Here is a 14,374-nt window from a genome sequence, read left to right as displayed (position 1 = left end):
CGCTCCCGCGCAGGATGTTGACTTCCCCGGTCTCGAACCCGGTGCGCGATCGCCGGCACCAGGGCCCCGTGCCGGAACCGCCCAATGGGCTTTCGCTGCCTGATGCGTTAATCTATCGCTTCCCCACGTTCGGAGGATGCCATGGTCAGCAAGAACACGATTTGCCTGTGGTTCGACGGTACGGCGCAAGACGCCGCCCGCTTCTACGCCGCGACCTTCCCGGACAGCGCAGTGAAGGCGGTACATCACGCACCGGGCGACTACCCTTCCGGCAAGGAGGGCGCGGTGCTGACGGTCGAGTTCACGGTGATGGGCATCCCCTGCCTGGGCCTGAACGGCGGCCTGGCCTTCCGCCACAGCGAGGCCTTTTCCTTCCAGGTGGCGACCGACGACCAGGCTGAAACCGACCGCCTGTGGAACGCCATCGTCGACAACGGCGGCCAGGAAAGCGCCTGCGGCTGGTGCAAGGACAAATGGGGCCTGTCCTGGCAGATCACGCCGCGCGCCCTCACCGAGGCCATTGCCGATCCCGACAGGGCGGCGGCGAAACGCGCCTTCGAGGCGATGATGGGGATGCGCAAGATCGACATCGCGGCCATCGAAGCGGCAAGGCGCGGCTGAAGCGGCGGCGGGCGTCGGGCGTCGGTCAGCGCTTCAGGATCTGGCTCGCGATCCCGCGCAGGATGTTGACTTCCTCGGTCTCGAGCCCGGTGCGCGAAAACAGCCGTTTCAGGCGCGGCATCAGCTTCTTCGGGTTGTTCGCGTTCAGGAAGCCGATCGCGACCAGGGCTTCTTCGAGGTGGGCGTACATGCCCTCGATCTGGGCCAGGCTGGCGGCATCGCCCTGGAAGCCGACGCCGCGGCTGTCGACCTCGTCGCCGACGGCCGCCATGCGGCACTCGTAGGCCAGCACCTGGGCCGCCTGCGACAGGTTCAGCGAAGAGTAAGCGGGATTCGCGGGGATGTTGATCAGGACGTTGCACTGCTCGACGATCTCGTTCGGCAGGCCGACCCGCTCGTTACCGAGGATCAGGGCCGGGCGCAGCTCGCCCTGCCCGGCCACGTGCGTGGAAAAGGCGCGCGGCGTCCACACCGGCGGCGAGAATTCGCGCAGGCGGGCAGACACCGCGGCCGCGAAATTGCAGCCCTCCAGTGCTTCGCCGATGCTGCCGACGATGCGCGCGCCCTGCAGGACATCGGTCGCGCCGCTGGCGAAGGCCACCGCTTCCGCGTCGTTCAGGGGATCTGCGCAACGCGGTGCGACCAGCACCAGGTTGGAAAATCCCATCGTCTTCATGGCCCGGGCCACCGAGCCGATGTTGCCGGCGCGGCTGGTCTCGACCAGCACGAAACGCAGGCGTTTGAAAAGAGAGATGTCGGAATCAGGCGGGTTCATTTAAAATAGCGTCATCGCGCGGCGACGAACATTGGGTTTTCGGCATCAAGGGCCGGAATTCTAACGGGTTCGGCGCCGCTTTGCTCTTTATAATTCACTCTTGTACTCCGACGGTTCACGGCGCCATTGCGCGTGGGCGTCAGCATTTAATTACGGAAAAAGCCTCCATGCACCCAATGCTCAATACGGCCATCAAGGCCGCACGCCGCGCCGCCACCGTCATCAACCGCGCGTCCTTCGACCTCGACCGTATCACCGTCTCGGAAAAACAACATAACGATTTCGTCACCGACGTCGACCAGGCTTCCGAGCAGGCCATCGTCGAAACCCTGCTGAAGGCCTACCCTGACCACGCCATCCTGGCCGAAGAGTCGGGCGCCTCGCGCAACCTGAACGACGAAAGCGAGTACGTCTGGATCATCGATCCGCTCGACGGCACCACCAACTTCCTGCACGGCTACCCGAACTACTGCATCTCGATCGCGCTGCAGCAGCGCGGCGTGATCACCCAGGCCCTGGTCTACGACCCGGTCCGCAACGACCTGTTCACCGCCACCAAGGGCGCCGGCGCCTACCTGAACGACAAGCGCATCCGCGTGCGCAACCACGACCGCATCGGCAAGGCCCTGCTGTCGGCCGGCCATGGTCCGGACCCGCGCGCGCTGGCCGAATACCTGCGCATGTACGAGGTGGTCGCCTCGCGCTGCCACGGCGTGCGCAGCGCCGGCTCGGCCGCGCTGGAACTGGCCAACGTGGCCGCCGGCCGCGTCGACGGTTATTTCGAAAAGGGCTTGAAAATCTGGGATATCGCCGCAGGTTCGCTGCTGGTGACCGAAGCCGGCGGCATCGTCGGCGAGTTCAACGGCGAGTCGGAATACCTGAACAAGGGCGACATCATTGCCGCCGGCCCGAAAGTGTTCGCGCAGATGGTGCCGCTGATGGTGCCGTTCGCGTAATTGCGACTTCGCGTAAAATAGCGGATTGCCGGCCGCCGGGCTGCATGTCGGCGGCCTTTCGCATTGGCGTTTCCACAACGCAACAAATTCACTATAATCAGTCGTGATCCCTGACGGTATGCGCTCGACGCGCGCCGTCGGCATCGACTGTCCCATCCGATCCTGGCGCCGCTTGCGCCGGCGGCGGAATCAACCTTACCAGAAGAATCTATGTCATTTGCTACCCTCGGCTTGTCCGAAGCCATTGTGCGCGCCGTGAGCGAACAGGGCTATACCACGCCGACGCCGATCCAGGCCCAGGCCATCCCCGCGGTGCTCGGCGGCGGCGACCTGCTCGCCGGCGCCCAGACCGGCACCGGCAAGACCGCCGGCTTCACCCTGCCGCTGCTGCAGCGCCTGTCGACCGACAAGGTCGGCGCCAGCCTGCGCAACAAGAGCGCGCCGCGCGCGATCCGCGCCCTGATCCTGGCCCCGACCCGCGAACTGGCGGCCCAGGTCGAAGAAAGCGTGCGCCTGTACGGCCAGTACACCAACCTGAACTCGGCCGTGATCTTCGGCGGCGTCGGCATCAACCCGCAGATCAAGCTGCTCAAGCAGGGCGTCGACATCCTGGTCGCCACCCCGGGCCGCCTGCTCGACCACGCGGGCCAGGGTACGGTCGACCTCTCGAAGATCGAGATCCTGGTGCTGGACGAAGCCGACCGCATGCTCGACATGGGCTTCATCCACGACATCCGCAAGGTGCTGGCCCTGCTGCCGCCGAAGCGCCAGAACCTGCTGTTCTCGGCCACCTTCTCGGACGACATCAAGGCCCTCGCCGACCGCCTGCTGGACAACCCGGCCTCGATCGAAGTCGCGCGCCGCAATTCGACGGTGGAAGTGATCGCGCAGAAGATCCACCCGGTCGACCGCGACAAGAAGCACCCGATGCTGTCGCACCTGATCAAGGAAAACAGCTGGCACCAGGTGCTGGTCTTCACCCGCACCAAGCACGGCGCGAACAAACTGGTCGAACAGCTGGGCAAGGACGGCATCGGCGCGATGGCGATCCACGGCAACAAGAGCCAGTCGGCACGCACCAAGGCCCTGTCCGAGTTCAAGGACGGCAGCCTGCAGGTGCTGGTCGCGACCGACATCGCGGCGCGCGGTATCGACATCGACCAGCTGCCGCACGTGGTCAACTATGACCTGCCGAACGTACCGGAAGACTACGTGCACCGCATCGGCCGCACCGGCCGCGCCGGCGCCACCGGCGAAGCCGTTTCGCTGGTCTGCGTCGACGAGCACCAGATGCTGAAGGACATCGAGAAGCTGATCAAGCAGACCCTGCCGCGTCACGTGATCCCGGGCTTCGAGCCGGACATGAACGCCAAGCCGCAGCCGATCCAGCTGCGCAGCGGCGCGCCAGGCCACGCCAACCGCGGCGGCCGTCCAGGCGGCAACCGCGGCGGCCAGGGCCAGGGCCAGCGCAGCGCTGCTGCCGGTGCGGGCGGCCGTCCGGCGGGTGGCGGCAATGGCGCGCGTCCTGCCGGCAACGGCGGCGGCAACCGCTCGGCCAACGGCAACCGCGGTCCGCGCAGCGGCGCCGCGCCACGCCAGGGCGGGCGCGACCGCTAAGCGGCGCTGACGCTGCACAAGCAAAGGACAGGACTGGCAATGCCGGCCTGTCCTTTTTTATTGTTGGCATCAAGGACCGTAGGGTGGGCACCCCGTGCCCACGCGAAACGCAGCGCTACGTTATCTCATGGACGCGGTACACGGTATGCGTTACCCCTCCGGCGTTCGCGGAATACTCCGGGGTTACGCTGGCGACACGCGGCCCTCCGGGTCCTAAGGACACCAACGCCACGCTGCTTTCCGCGTGGGCACAGCGTGCCCACCCTACTGTCAGCGCATCGGCTCATTCCGCGCCACGCCCACGCACGATTGACCGCCTCCGGCAGCTTTGCCACGCGAATGTTACGATAGCGGGCTGTCAACATCCGGGACGTCCCATGCCGAAATTCGCCGCCAACCTGAGCACGCTGTTCCCCGAGCTCAGCTTCCTCGACCGTTTCGCGGCGGCGCGCGACGCGGGCTTCGACGCGGTCGAGTTCCAGTTTCCCTACGCCTGCGAACCGGAATGGATCGCCGGACGCCTGGCGCGCTACAACCTGCAGCTCGTCCTGCACAACTTCCCGGCCGGCGACTGGGCGGCCGGCGACCGCGGCATGGCCTGCGATCCGCGCCGCATCGGCGAATTCCAGGACAGCGTCGAACTTGCCCTCGATTACGCGGACGAACTCGGCGTCAAACGCTTGCACTGCATGGCCGGCAAGATCCCCCCGAACGTGCCCCGGGAACGCGCCCACGCGACCTATGTCGCCAATCTGCGGTTCGCCGCCGGCAAGCTCAAGGAGCAGGATATCGACCTGCTGATCGAACCGATCAACGACCGCGACGTGCCCGGCTACTTCCTGACGGGCTCGCGCCAGGCCCAGGCCATCATCGCCGAATGCGGCGCCGACAACCTCTTCCTGCAGTTCGACATCTACCACATGCAGCGCATGGAGGGCGACCTGGCCAACAGCCTGCGCGCCTTGCTGCCCCTGATCCGCCATGTCCAGCTGGCCGACGTGCCGGGACGCCACGAGCCGGGCACGGGCGAGATCAACTACCCTTACCTGTTCCGCCTGCTCGACGAACTCGGTTACGACGGCTGGGTCGGCTGCGAGTACAACCCGCGCGGCGACACCCTGCAAGGCCTGGCCTGGCGCAGCGCGCTGGCGAGCCCGGCGGCGGCCGCAGCGCAGCGCTAGACAGGGTCCGGTCCCTGGTGGCACCATTGCTTCCTCAACAATAAGGAGACTGCCATGATCCAGGGACTGCGCACCGTCATCTACCCCGTCACCGCGCTCGGCGAAGCGACCGAATGGTATCGCCGCGTGCTCGACAGGGCGCCGTATTTCGACCAGCCCTTCTACGTCGGCTTCGAGGTCGGCGGCTTCGAACTCGGCCTGGTGCCCGACGGCGTGCCCGGCACGGCCGGCGCGACCGCCTACTGGGGCACCGAGGACGTCCAGGCCGAGCTGGCGCGCCTGGTCGAGCTGGGCGCGAGCGTCGAGTCGCCGGTCGAGGACGTCGGCGGGGGTATCAAGGTCGCGACCGTGCGCGATCCCTACGGCAACCTGTTCGGCATCATCGAAAACCCGCACTTCGACCTCGGGAAGCTCGCTTGAATTGACCAACTGCAACGCCGCGTCCTGCGGCGTTTGCCAGAATGGGGACTTTCCGGCTGGCATCTTCGCCGCCCAGAGGAGACCCCATGAAGATGTTTCGTCACCTTGCCGCGCTTGCCCTGCTGGGCGCCGGCCTGCTGCTGGGCGGCTGCGCAAGCACGGGCGGCCCGGTCAGCCTGAGCGAAGTGCGCGAGTTCGCCGACGCCTCGGCGCGCCTGGGCGGCTATGCCGAACTGTCGCGGCGCTACCGCGACACCTACGAGCGCGAGCAGCCCTACCTGCCCGCCGGCGCCGACAAGCTGGCGCGCGAGAACGATGCCAAGCGGCGCGCCGTCTACGACGACTTCGTCAGCGTGCAGAAAGCGGTCGTGCTTTACATGCAGACGCTGAGCCTGCTGGCCGGCGATACCCGCTACGACCTGTCCGAGCGCATCGACGACCTCGGCAACGGCCTGAAGGCGAATACCGATTCCGGACTGCAGCAGCGCCATATCGCCGCCTACACGGGGCTGACGCGCCTGCTCACGCGCGCGATCGCCTCGGGCTACCAGAACCGCAGCGTGGAGACCATGGTGCGCGACGGCGACGCCGATGTGCAGACCCTGCTGGAAGCCATGATCTCGCTCACCCGCCTCTACTACAAGACCAACGAAAATGAGAAGAAGACCGTGCTGGGGATCTTCGACGTCGAGCTGCCGTTCAACAACAAGAGCAGCGACCGCATGCTCGTCACCCTGGCCAAGGTCCACTACATGAACAAGTCGAGCGAATACAAGCTGATCGACCGCCGCTACGACCTGGCGCTGCAGGGCCTGACGAAAGTCGCGCTCGGGCACCAGAAGCTGCGCGAGAACCTGCACCGGCTGTCCGAGGCCGACGTGCGGCGCATGCTCGGCAATTACGGGCGGGACCTGCGGATGATCCGCGAGAGCCTGTCCGGCGACTGATTTCTGCGGAGGCGGTATGGCAAGCGAAACGAAGACAGCGGGCGCACAGGCCCCATATAATGAAACAGTCACCAACGCGGCGGCAGCCGGCACCGCCGGCCAGGGCGGCCTGGCCAGCGTCACCCAGGTGGTGGAACTGGCCGACCAGCTTTCGGCCTGCGCCGACCAGCTGCACGAGCGCATCATGGGCGAAATCCGCGCCTACGAGGGCGCGACCGTGCCCGAACACGTGCAGGCCGCCGCACGCGCCCTTTTCGACGACGAAGTCATCCTGCGCCAGCGTGCCAATAGCCTGTACGCCGACGCCGCCACCTACACCGTGAAGTCGCTCGGCAAGTCGCAGAAGGTCGTGATCGCCCTGACTGCCGAGGCGGCCGAGAAGATCCGCAAGATCACCCGGATCGCCGAGGTCAGCGGCCTCGTTGCCGGCCTGCTGCACCTGGCGGGCGCGGCCGCCACCGGCCAGCCGGCCTCGATCCTGGCCGCGCTCGACAAGATCCGCGCCCACGCACAAGCGGTCGAGGCGACCAGGCCGCCGGGTGTCGCCCCTTCCGCGGCCGAGACCACCTAACCCCGAGACCGCCGCGCGCGGCACACGCGTGCGCCCATGTTCATCGGGCGCGCATCGCGCTACACTGGACTCATAAAGCATTCAAATGGGGAGTGTGCGATGGACCGCTTTCCTTCGTTGCACGCGTGTGCGGCAAGCGCGCCGGCTGGCGGCGCGCGCCAGGCCTGATGCCTGCCATTGCCATGGCCGCCCTGGATCAAGGCCAACTGGCGCAGTTGCGCGCCACGCTCGAGGCGCGCCTTGCCGCGCTCAGCGGCGTCGCCGCCGTCCAGACCGACGGTGGACGCGACCTTCCCGTTTCCGAAATCGAGACCTCGCCGGCCGACAAGGCCACGGTGCGCCTGCTGAACGATCTCGCGCTCGAGGCCGCCGGCCACAACGCAGCCCAGATGCAGGTGCTGCGCCACGCCCTGGCCAAGTTCGAGGACGGCAGCTACGGGCTGTGCGAGGAATGCGGCAACGACATCGGCTACTCGCGGCTGCAGGCGCGCCCCGAGGCGCGCCTGTGCATCGGCTGCCAGACGCGCGCCGAAAAGCGTTAGAGCGCCTAACAAAACCTCCATGGCTGCGTTGCATCGTCTCGCCGTACAGGCGTACTGTCTTCGACGCTGCGTTGGGTGGCCGCACCCCTTGCCCTGAAGGTTTTGTTAGGCGCTCTTTAGACGCCAGGGCTAGCGCATGTGCTGGCCGCCGTTGATGGCGATGTCGGCGCCGGTCACGAAGCCGGCGTCATCCGATGCCAGGTAAGCGACCAGGGCCGCCACCTCGTCGGGCTCGCCCAGGCGGCCCACCGGGATCTGCGGCAGGATCTTGGCCTGCATGATCTCTGCCGGCACCGCGCTGACCATCTTCGTGTTCAGGTAGCCCGGCGATACCGTGTTGACCGTGACGCCGTGGCGTGCCGTTTCCAGCGCGAGCGCCTTGGTGAAGCCGTGCATGCCGGCCTTGGCCGCGGAATAATTGGCCTGGCCGAAGGCGCCGGCGTTCGCGTTGACCGAGGAAATGTTCACGATGCGGCCCCAGCGCTGGGCAATCATCGGCTCGACCACGGCGCGGCTCATGTTGAAGACGCTGTCGAGGTTGGTGGACAGCACCGCGCGCCAGTCGTCCTGCGTCATCTTGCGCAGGCTGCGGTCGCGCGTGATGCCGGCATTGTTGACCAGCACGTCGATGCGGCCGAGCTCGGCCACCACCTGGGCCACCATGGCCGCGCAGGCGTCGTGGTCGGTGACGTCGAGTTTCCAGGCACTGAAACGGTAACCCTCGTCGCGCTGGGCCGCCAACCAGGCCTCGGGGGTGGTGTTGCTCGGCGAATAGGTCAATGCGGCCACGAAGCCTGCGTCATGCAAGCGGCGGCACAGGGCCGTGCCCAGGCCGCCCATGCCGCCCGTCACCAGCGCTACCCGTTTTTCTTTCATGTCTTTTCCCCTTGTCAAACACGGCCACGCGGCCGGAAACGACAAGTCTAGAAGCAGGACACCCGGGAATATTGAGCTGGATCAAAGGCAGCAAGCACGCGTGGCCGCCGTGCCACGCGCGCTGCGCGTCGTCAGGTGTTCACGTCAGGTGATGACGTCGGGAGCGATCGAGGCGTCGAAATCGGCCCAGTCGCCGTCGACGATATTGCCGCGCGCCCGTTCGATCTGGCGCGCGCCGAGCTTGCGCAGCACCTCGACGGCGCGCCCTTCCTGGTTGGCGTCGTCGAAGGCGACGGCGACCAGCATCCCGGCCATGCGCTGCTCGACCGGGGCGCGGCCGCCCTCTTCGGCCTCGCCGGCTTCCTTCATTTTCGAAAAGCTGAACAGCGAGCCGACGTGGGCGCCGACCAGGCCGCCGACGATCGGGCCGGCCGGGCCCGTCAGCGGCGCCGTGGCGGCGCCGACCACCGCGCCGACGGCGCCGCCGGTGGCCGAGCCCTGCACCACGCCGATCGGTGTCTCCTTGGCGCCGGGCGAGTGCAGGTTGTCGCCGCCGATCGGGGTCAGGTCGTGCTGGCCCGCCTGGCTCAGGTAGAAGCTGCTGATGCGCTCCGGCGCGAAACCGGCGTCGGCCAGGGCGCGGCGCGCCACGTCGACCTCGTCCTGGAGCTGGAAGTGCCCTGCAATGATGGTGGACATGGAATTCTCCTGCATCGATAGATGACCGAAGCATGCTCCTGCTGGGCTGCTGATTCTGTACGCAAACGCACGCAGTTCATTGCCACTGCCCGTAAGCCATGCCGTGGAACGCGGGCTCGGGCGCCGGCGGCGTGCTCCAGGCGCGCGGATCGACCCGGTAATACTTCAGGAATTCCTCGTACAACGCGCCGTGACGCTCGGCCAGCCGGTGCGGCTGCTCGAAGAAGGCCTCGGTCGCGACCGCGAAGAACTCGGCCGGATTGGTGGCGCCGTAATGGTCGAGCACGCCCTGCTGGCCGAACCAGGCATCGTGGCGCAGCGCCGCGAAGTCGCGCGAGAGCACTTCCGACCAGCTGCGGTAACGCTCGGCGCTGCCCAGGTAGGGCGCGCCGTTGGTGCTGCCCGATTCGCTGTCGAGCTGGTGCGCGAACTCGTGCAATACGACGTTGTGGCTCGGCGGCTCCTCGTTGTCGGCGCGCTGGACATGGTCCCAGGACAGGATCACGCGGCCGTCGCCCCAGGATTCGCCCAGCAGGTCCTGGCGCTCCTCGGTCACGACGCCGGCCTCGTCGACCTGGCGCCGCGGCACCAGGAAGGCGCCCGGATACACCAGCACCGAATGCAGCGTCGGGTAGACTGCGTCGCCGCGGGTGCCCAGCAGCAGCAGGCAGGCCTGGGCCGCGATCGTCACCCGCATCTCGTCCGTGACCTCGAGTCCGGCGCAGCCGACAAACGTCTTTTCGTGGAGGAAGCGGCGCACCAGGCGTTCGAGGCGGGTGCGCTGGGCGCCGTCCATGCCGCGGTATTGCGTGACGTTACGCTCGATGGTAGCCAGGGCGCCGGGAGGAAGCGGGCGCGACAGCGCACGGCGCAGGCGCCAGCGCGGCACCGCCCAGGCCAGCAGCAGGGCCGCCACGATCAGGGACACCGTCACCAAGGCTTCCATCGCCCCGCCCCTTTCGACATCGACAGGATGTTCACGCGGCCGCCGAACGCGCGGCCAGGTGCGATTCCAGCTCGTCGGCGCCGCCGATCAGCTGGCCGCCAATGAAGACCTGGGGCCAGGTCATGCGCCCGCTGACGGCGCGCAGCACGCCCGTGTTGATCTTCTGGCTCTGGGAAATGTCAGTGTAGCGCAGGCGGTGCTTCGCCAGTGCCGCCTTGGCGCGGGCGCAGAACGGGCAGCCGGGGCGCGAAAACATCACGATCGGCTCGGGGGCCTCGGCCTCGGGGTTGATGTAGGCGAGCATGGTGTCGGCATCCGAGACCTCGAAGGGATCGTCGTCGCCCTCGGCCTCGATGAACATCTTCTCGATGATGCCGTCGCGCACCAGCATCGAATAGCGCCAGGAACGCTGGCCGAAGCCGAGGTCGCGTTTGTCGACCAGCATGCCCATCGCGCGCGCGAAGTCGCCATTGCCGTCGGGAATGAAGGTGATCGCGTCCGCGTCCTGGCCATGCTTCCATTCGTTCATGACGAAGGCGTCGTTGACGGCAATGCAGACGATCTCGTCGACGCCGTTATCGCGCAGCACAGGCGCCAGTTCGTTGAAACGCGGCAGGTGGGTCGAGGAACAGGTCGGCGTGTAGGCGCCGGGCAGCGCGAACACGACGACAGTTTTGCCCTGGAACAGGTCCTCGCTCTTCAGGTCCTGCCATTGGTCATCGGGACGCGTCTTGAAGACGACACGCGGTACTGGTTTGCCTTCCAGCGATTCGGCACTCGGCAGCATGGGGTTTCCTTTTCCGTTAGCGGGACGCGGCAGAGCGCCGCACCCGCCGAACTTGGGGCCTGTTGACGGGATTTCAACGGCAGGAAATGACCGGCTGCGTCCGGGGTGCGTGGCCCGGGTGACGCGACCGGGATGACGCGACGCGTTAACGGCACACGCCGCGCAGTGCGCGGCGTGTGCGTGACGACAGCGATCGTCGAATCAGGAGGGCGCCGCGGGTCTCCACCACCGCGCCCTTCCGGCAGGCGTGTGTACGGCTTAGGTGCGCTCTTTGGCGACCTGGTTCGGGGCTGGGCCGAACAGCGCGGCGACCAGCGGATCGCGGGTGACCGGGCTGCGGTTCACGCGGATCGCGTAGTGGGTGTCGTCGGCCAGGATGTGGAAGTGGCGGCCGCTGCCGGCCATGCTCTGCTCGCGCAGGCCCGGACGCTCCTTGCGCGGGGCGGCGCCTTCGCGCTTCGGCTGGCAGATCGCGGCCAGGAAGGCCTTGACGCGCTCCTGGTCCGGGCAGATCTGGTAGACGGCCTTGCCCAGGTAGGTGGCGGTGCCTTCGATGTAGCGGGCCAGTTCGATGACGCCGGCTTCACGCAGGTCGCGGATGTACTTGCGTGCGCCGGACGGCGAGAATTTGAGGAACCATGCAATCTCGTCGGCGAGCATTTCATGGGTCGACAGTTCGTTGATGAGCTTTTGCATGTTCTCGATCCGACGCTGGGTGGCAGAGGTCGACCGCACACGCTCGATCGGCGCCAGCGAGATCGGCGCACGTTCGGTCGGCTGGGGCGGCACGCGTTCGATCAGCGCTGAGTTGCTGGAAGTGTGCACTGCGCCGTGTTCGCCTTGCACCGCGTTGTGATGAGTCGTTGCATGCATGTTGGTGTACTCCGTTAGATAGAGAGAGACTGTGTGGTCCGGGTCGCTGTGTGTCGTCTGACACCCTGACAACACCTCGGGTTCCGCTTAACTGGCCACAAGATTGCCTGCGTCAGCCCGGCCGGTCTGTGCGCCAGCCCACATTGGCAAAATTCCACCAGGCATTTCGACAATTTTTTTCCTGCTCAAAATCAAGAGTTCGCAGGCAAATTTCCGGCTTGTTGTAGAATGACGACAGAAGTGTAGAAAATTAGAAACATTCCTCCAATTTTCGCGTCGAGTCTTCCCTCTATATATAGGGACGCCCTGAAGAAGATAACAATGTTGCGGTTTTGTCACTCAGCAGTTCCTATAGGTGCGCTAGCGCACGGACCCATCGGAACTCGGCCTCGTACTCTTCACTCCAACATCACTGTCAAGGCATGCGATGTCACCCTACCTTTCAACTTATGGGAGTTTCCTGTGAATAATTCGAAGAAGATCGCCCTGGCCGTCGCCATGTTCTGCGCCGCCGGCACCACGCTGGCTCAAGAAGCGCCGAGCGCGACCATCAACCCGTCCTGGTACATCCAGCCAAGCGTCGTCGGCATCAAGCCCGACGCCGATTTCGGCACCGACCACAAGGACTGGGGCGGCGGCCTGAAGTTCGGTAAGGCAGTGCACCGCTACTGGGACATCCAGATCGGCGCCACCCATGCCCGTTCCGAAGACGGCCCTGCGGAGTATCGCCAGACCCTGCTGGGCGTCGATGCGCTGCTGATGCTGTCGCGTGAGCGCTTCCGCCCATTCGTCCTGTTCGGCGTCGGCGCCGAGCGCGACAAGGTTGACAATCCGCTGCGCCGTGTCAGCAAGAACTCCCCTTACGCCACCGCCGGTATCGGCTTCCAGGCCGACCTGAGCCCGCAGTGGAGCCTGCAGGCAGACATCCGCTCGGTGCGCGGCTTCCTGCGCGACGACGAGCTGTACGGCTTCAAGCAGAGCAACAACAAGTACGTCACCGTCGGCCTGAACTACGCCTTCAACCCGCCGCCAGCACCGCCGGCACCGGCTCCAGCCCCGGTCGTCGAGGCCCCGCCGCCAGCACCGGCTCCGGTCGCTCCGCCGCCGCCGCCGCCGGCACGCTTCGAGAAGGTCACGCTGGAAGCCTCGAAGATGTTTGACTTCGACAAGGCCGAACTGCGCATGCCGGCGCCGCGCCTGGACGAGATCGCCGCTGCCCTGCAAGCCGACACCAGCATCACCAACGTCGACATCACTGGCTACACCGACCGCCTGGGTTCGGAAAAGTACAACCAGAAGCTGTCGGAGCGCCGTGCCAACGCCGTGCGTGACTACCTGGTCAGCAAGGGCGTCGACGCCGGCCGCCTGAACGCCGTCGGCAAGGGCGAAGCAAACCCGGTCGTCGAGTGCAACCAGAAGAAGCGTGCCGAGCTGATCGCTTGCCTGGAACCGAACCGCCGCGTCGAAGTCGAGCAGATCACGATCGAGAAGCGCGTGCAGTAATGTGACCCCGGCCAGCGAGGCATCGGCCTGTTCCAACGGGCGTTCGCTGGCCGCCCACACCACAAGGGGCCTCGTGCCCCTTTTTTCTTTTCTGGAGGATCCGGTATGGCTGTAAAAAAATGGCTTCCATTCTCACGCCAGATCATCCACGTGATGCGTTGCGCGGTCACCGAATGGCTGGCCCACCGCGCGTCCAGCAAGGGTGCCGCCCTGGCTTTCTATACCCTGTTTTCGCTCGCGCCCATCCTGGTGCTGGTCATTGCGGTCGCCGGCTTCTTCTATGGCGCCGATGCGGCACGCGGGCAATTGTTCAACGAATTGCGCGGCCTGGTCGGGGCCCAGGGCGCCGACACCATCCAGACCGTGCTCGCCGGTGCGCAGAACAAGGAGTCCGGACGCCTGGCAACTATCGTCGCGACCATCCTGCTGCTGGTCGGCGCCACCACCGTGTTTGCCGAGCTGAAGGACAGCCTGGACGAGATCTGGGGCGTGCCGGCGCCGAAGGATGCGAGCTGGTGGGACACGGTGCGCACGCGCCTGCTCTCCTTCGGCCTGATCCTGGTGCTGGGCTTCCTGCTGATGGTGTCGCTGGTGGTGAGCGCGGCGATGGCGGTGGTCGAGAACTACTTCGGCGGCATGTACAAGGAAGCCTCGGTCATCGTCGGCTGGATTTCCTCGTGCATCAGCTTCCTCGTCATTGCCACCCTGTTCGGCGTGATCTACAAGCTGCTGCCGCGCATCAAGCTGTCCTGGCATGACGTGACCATCGGCGCCCTCGGCACCGCGGCCATGTTCACTCTGGGGAAATTCGGCATTGGACTGTATATCGGCAACAGCGGCGCGGCCAGCAGCTTCGGTGCAGCAGGTTCCCTGATCGCCCTGCTGCTGTGGGTATATTATTCGGCCCAGATCTTCTTCCTCGGCGCCGAGTTCGCCCGCCAGTATGCGCTGCAGCTGGGCAGCCTGCGCCACAAGCCGGACCACGAAACCGGCGCCAGGAACGTCAAGCGCATGGCCTGAGAAACCAAGTCCTGCGGCGGGAAGGCGCCTGGCGCAGGAT

General features: G+C 66.2%; 16 protein-coding genes. 10 read left to right on the top strand and 6 right to left on the bottom strand.

The window, feature by feature from the left end:
* Nucleotides 1-141: 141 nt before the first annotated feature.
* The gene (locus ACFOPH_RS02100; RefSeq protein ID WP_379733155.1) at nt 142-621 is read left to right on the top strand and encodes a VOC family protein; all 480 of its coding nucleotides are present in this window, start codon (nt 142-144) and stop codon (nt 619-621) included.
* 25 nt (nt 622-646) lie between these two features.
* On the opposite strand, the gene ACFOPH_RS02095 is transcribed toward ACFOPH_RS02100, so the two are convergent.
* Nucleotides 647-1,396, bottom strand: coding sequence for an RNA methyltransferase (locus ACFOPH_RS02095; protein ID WP_379733153.1), 750 nt, complete (start codon nt 1,394-1,396; stop codon nt 647-649).
* Nucleotides 1,397-1,572: 176 nt separating this feature from the next.
* Here ACFOPH_RS02095 and ACFOPH_RS02090 point away from each other — a divergent pair, with 176 nt between their 5' ends.
* The 7 genes from ACFOPH_RS02090 to ACFOPH_RS02060 all read left to right on the top strand — a co-directional run bounded on the left by ACFOPH_RS02090 (nt 1,573) and on the right by ACFOPH_RS02060 (nt 7,630).
* Nucleotides 1,573-2,352, top strand: coding sequence for an inositol monophosphatase family protein (locus ACFOPH_RS02090; RefSeq protein WP_312552790.1), 780 nt, complete (start codon nt 1,573-1,575; stop codon nt 2,350-2,352).
* A 210-nt stretch (nt 2,353-2,562) separates the two neighbouring features.
* Complete coding sequence (locus ACFOPH_RS02085; RefSeq protein WP_379733151.1) at nt 2,563-3,969, top strand: DEAD/DEAH box helicase; 1,407 nt, start codon at nt 2,563-2,565, stop codon at nt 3,967-3,969.
* A 377-nt stretch (nt 3,970-4,346) separates the two neighbouring features.
* On the top strand, nt 4,347-5,150 hold the full coding sequence (hyi, locus tag ACFOPH_RS02080) for a hydroxypyruvate isomerase (RefSeq protein WP_312553549.1): 804 nt from the start codon (nt 4,347-4,349) through the stop codon (nt 5,148-5,150).
* Nucleotides 5,151-5,204: 54 nt separating this feature from the next.
* On the top strand, nt 5,205-5,570 hold the full coding sequence (locus ACFOPH_RS02075) for a VOC family protein (RefSeq protein ID WP_379733149.1): 366 nt from the start codon (nt 5,205-5,207) through the stop codon (nt 5,568-5,570).
* Between the two features lie 86 nt (nt 5,571-5,656).
* Nucleotides 5,657-6,517, top strand: a complete 861-nt coding sequence (locus tag ACFOPH_RS02070; RefSeq protein ID WP_312553554.1) for a hypothetical protein — start codon at nt 5,657-5,659, stop codon at nt 6,515-6,517.
* Between the two features lie 16 nt (nt 6,518-6,533).
* On the top strand, nt 6,534-7,088 hold the full coding sequence (locus tag ACFOPH_RS02065) for a hypothetical protein (protein WP_312553557.1): 555 nt from the start codon (nt 6,534-6,536) through the stop codon (nt 7,086-7,088).
* Between the two features lie 167 nt (nt 7,089-7,255).
* Nucleotides 7,256-7,630: a TraR/DksA family transcriptional regulator gene (locus tag ACFOPH_RS02060; protein ID WP_312553558.1), complete on the top strand. Its 375-nt coding sequence runs from the start codon at nt 7,256-7,258 to the stop codon at nt 7,628-7,630.
* A 129-nt stretch (nt 7,631-7,759) separates the two neighbouring features.
* Here ACFOPH_RS02060 and phbB read toward each other — a convergent pair whose 3' ends face one another.
* The 5 genes from phbB to ACFOPH_RS02035 form a co-directional block, all read right to left on the bottom strand.
* The gene (phbB, locus tag ACFOPH_RS02055) at nt 7,760-8,506 is read right to left on the bottom strand and encodes an acetoacetyl-CoA reductase (protein ID WP_379733147.1); all 747 of its coding nucleotides are present in this window, start codon (nt 8,504-8,506) and stop codon (nt 7,760-7,762) included.
* 144 nt (nt 8,507-8,650) lie between these two features.
* The gene (locus tag ACFOPH_RS02050; protein ID WP_379733145.1) at nt 8,651-9,205 is read right to left on the bottom strand and encodes a hypothetical protein; all 555 of its coding nucleotides are present in this window, start codon (nt 9,203-9,205) and stop codon (nt 8,651-8,653) included.
* A gap of 76 nt (nt 9,206-9,281) precedes the next feature.
* Nucleotides 9,282-10,151, bottom strand: coding sequence for a M90 family metallopeptidase (locus ACFOPH_RS02045; protein ID WP_379733143.1), 870 nt, complete (start codon nt 10,149-10,151; stop codon nt 9,282-9,284).
* A gap of 31 nt (nt 10,152-10,182) precedes the next feature.
* Complete coding sequence (locus ACFOPH_RS02040; protein WP_312552524.1) at nt 10,183-10,938, bottom strand: glutathione peroxidase; 756 nt, start codon at nt 10,936-10,938, stop codon at nt 10,183-10,185.
* A gap of 258 nt (nt 10,939-11,196) precedes the next feature.
* Nucleotides 11,197-11,811: a winged helix-turn-helix domain-containing protein gene (locus ACFOPH_RS02035; protein ID WP_312552525.1), complete on the bottom strand. Its 615-nt coding sequence runs from the start codon at nt 11,809-11,811 to the stop codon at nt 11,197-11,199.
* A gap of 462 nt (nt 11,812-12,273) precedes the next feature.
* Between ACFOPH_RS02035 and ACFOPH_RS02030 the strand changes: the two genes are divergently transcribed.
* Nucleotides 12,274-13,314, top strand: coding sequence for an OmpA family protein (locus tag ACFOPH_RS02030; RefSeq protein ID WP_312552526.1), 1,041 nt, complete (start codon nt 12,274-12,276; stop codon nt 13,312-13,314).
* 105 nt (nt 13,315-13,419) lie between these two features.
* Nucleotides 13,420-14,334 carry a YihY/virulence factor BrkB family protein gene (locus ACFOPH_RS02025; protein WP_312552527.1) on the top strand — a complete coding sequence of 305 codons (915 nt, stop codon included), beginning with the start codon at nt 13,420-13,422 and terminating at the stop codon, nt 14,332-14,334.
* The last annotated feature ends 40 nt before the right edge of the window (nt 14,335-14,374 follow it).

It is taken from the genome of Massilia haematophila (assembly GCF_042647645.1).
Classification (GTDB): Bacteria; Pseudomonadota; Gammaproteobacteria; order Burkholderiales; family Burkholderiaceae_D; genus Telluria; species Telluria haematophila.
Note: the sequence above shows the minus strand (reverse complement) of the source record. Positions and strands in the feature narration are given on the sequence as shown.

Bases quoted from the DNA above. Each gene is read 5' to 3' on its own strand.
- ACFOPH_RS02100 (WP_379733155.1), top strand. From the start codon at position 142: ATGGTCAGCAAGAACACGATTTGCCTGTGGTTCGACGGTACGGCGCAA.
- ACFOPH_RS02070 (WP_312553554.1), top strand. From the start codon at position 5,657: ATGAAGATGTTTCGTCACCTTGCCGCGCTTGCCCTGCTGGGCGCCGGC.
- ACFOPH_RS02025 (WP_312552527.1), top strand. From the start codon at position 13,420: ATGGCTGTAAAAAAATGGCTTCCATTCTCACGCCAGATCATCCACGTG.
- phbB (WP_379733147.1), bottom strand. From the start codon at position 8,506: ATGAAAGAAAAACGGGTAGCGCTGGTGACGGGCGGCATGGGCGGCCTG.
- ACFOPH_RS02065 (WP_312553557.1), top strand. From the start codon at position 6,534: ATGGCAAGCGAAACGAAGACAGCGGGCGCACAGGCCCCATATAATGAA.
- ACFOPH_RS02095 (WP_379733153.1), bottom strand. From the start codon at position 1,396: ATGAACCCGCCTGATTCCGACATCTCTCTTTTCAAACGCCTGCGTTTC.
- ACFOPH_RS02060 (WP_312553558.1), top strand. From the start codon at position 7,256: ATGCCTGCCATTGCCATGGCCGCCCTGGATCAAGGCCAACTGGCGCAG.
- hyi (WP_312553549.1), top strand. From the start codon at position 4,347: ATGCCGAAATTCGCCGCCAACCTGAGCACGCTGTTCCCCGAGCTCAGC.
- ACFOPH_RS02090 (WP_312552790.1), top strand. From the start codon at position 1,573: ATGCTCAATACGGCCATCAAGGCCGCACGCCGCGCCGCCACCGTCATC.
- ACFOPH_RS02075 (WP_379733149.1), top strand. From the start codon at position 5,205: ATGATCCAGGGACTGCGCACCGTCATCTACCCCGTCACCGCGCTCGGC.
- ACFOPH_RS02045 (WP_379733143.1), bottom strand. From the start codon at position 10,151: ATGGAAGCCTTGGTGACGGTGTCCCTGATCGTGGCGGCCCTGCTGCTG.
- ACFOPH_RS02035 (WP_312552525.1), bottom strand. From the start codon at position 11,811: ATGCATGCAACGACTCATCACAACGCGGTGCAAGGCGAACACGGCGCA.
- ACFOPH_RS02085 (WP_379733151.1), top strand. From the start codon at position 2,563: ATGTCATTTGCTACCCTCGGCTTGTCCGAAGCCATTGTGCGCGCCGTG.
- ACFOPH_RS02050 (WP_379733145.1), bottom strand. From the start codon at position 9,205: ATGTCCACCATCATTGCAGGGCACTTCCAGCTCCAGGACGAGGTCGAC.
- ACFOPH_RS02040 (WP_312552524.1), bottom strand. From the start codon at position 10,938: ATGCTGCCGAGTGCCGAATCGCTGGAAGGCAAACCAGTACCGCGTGTC.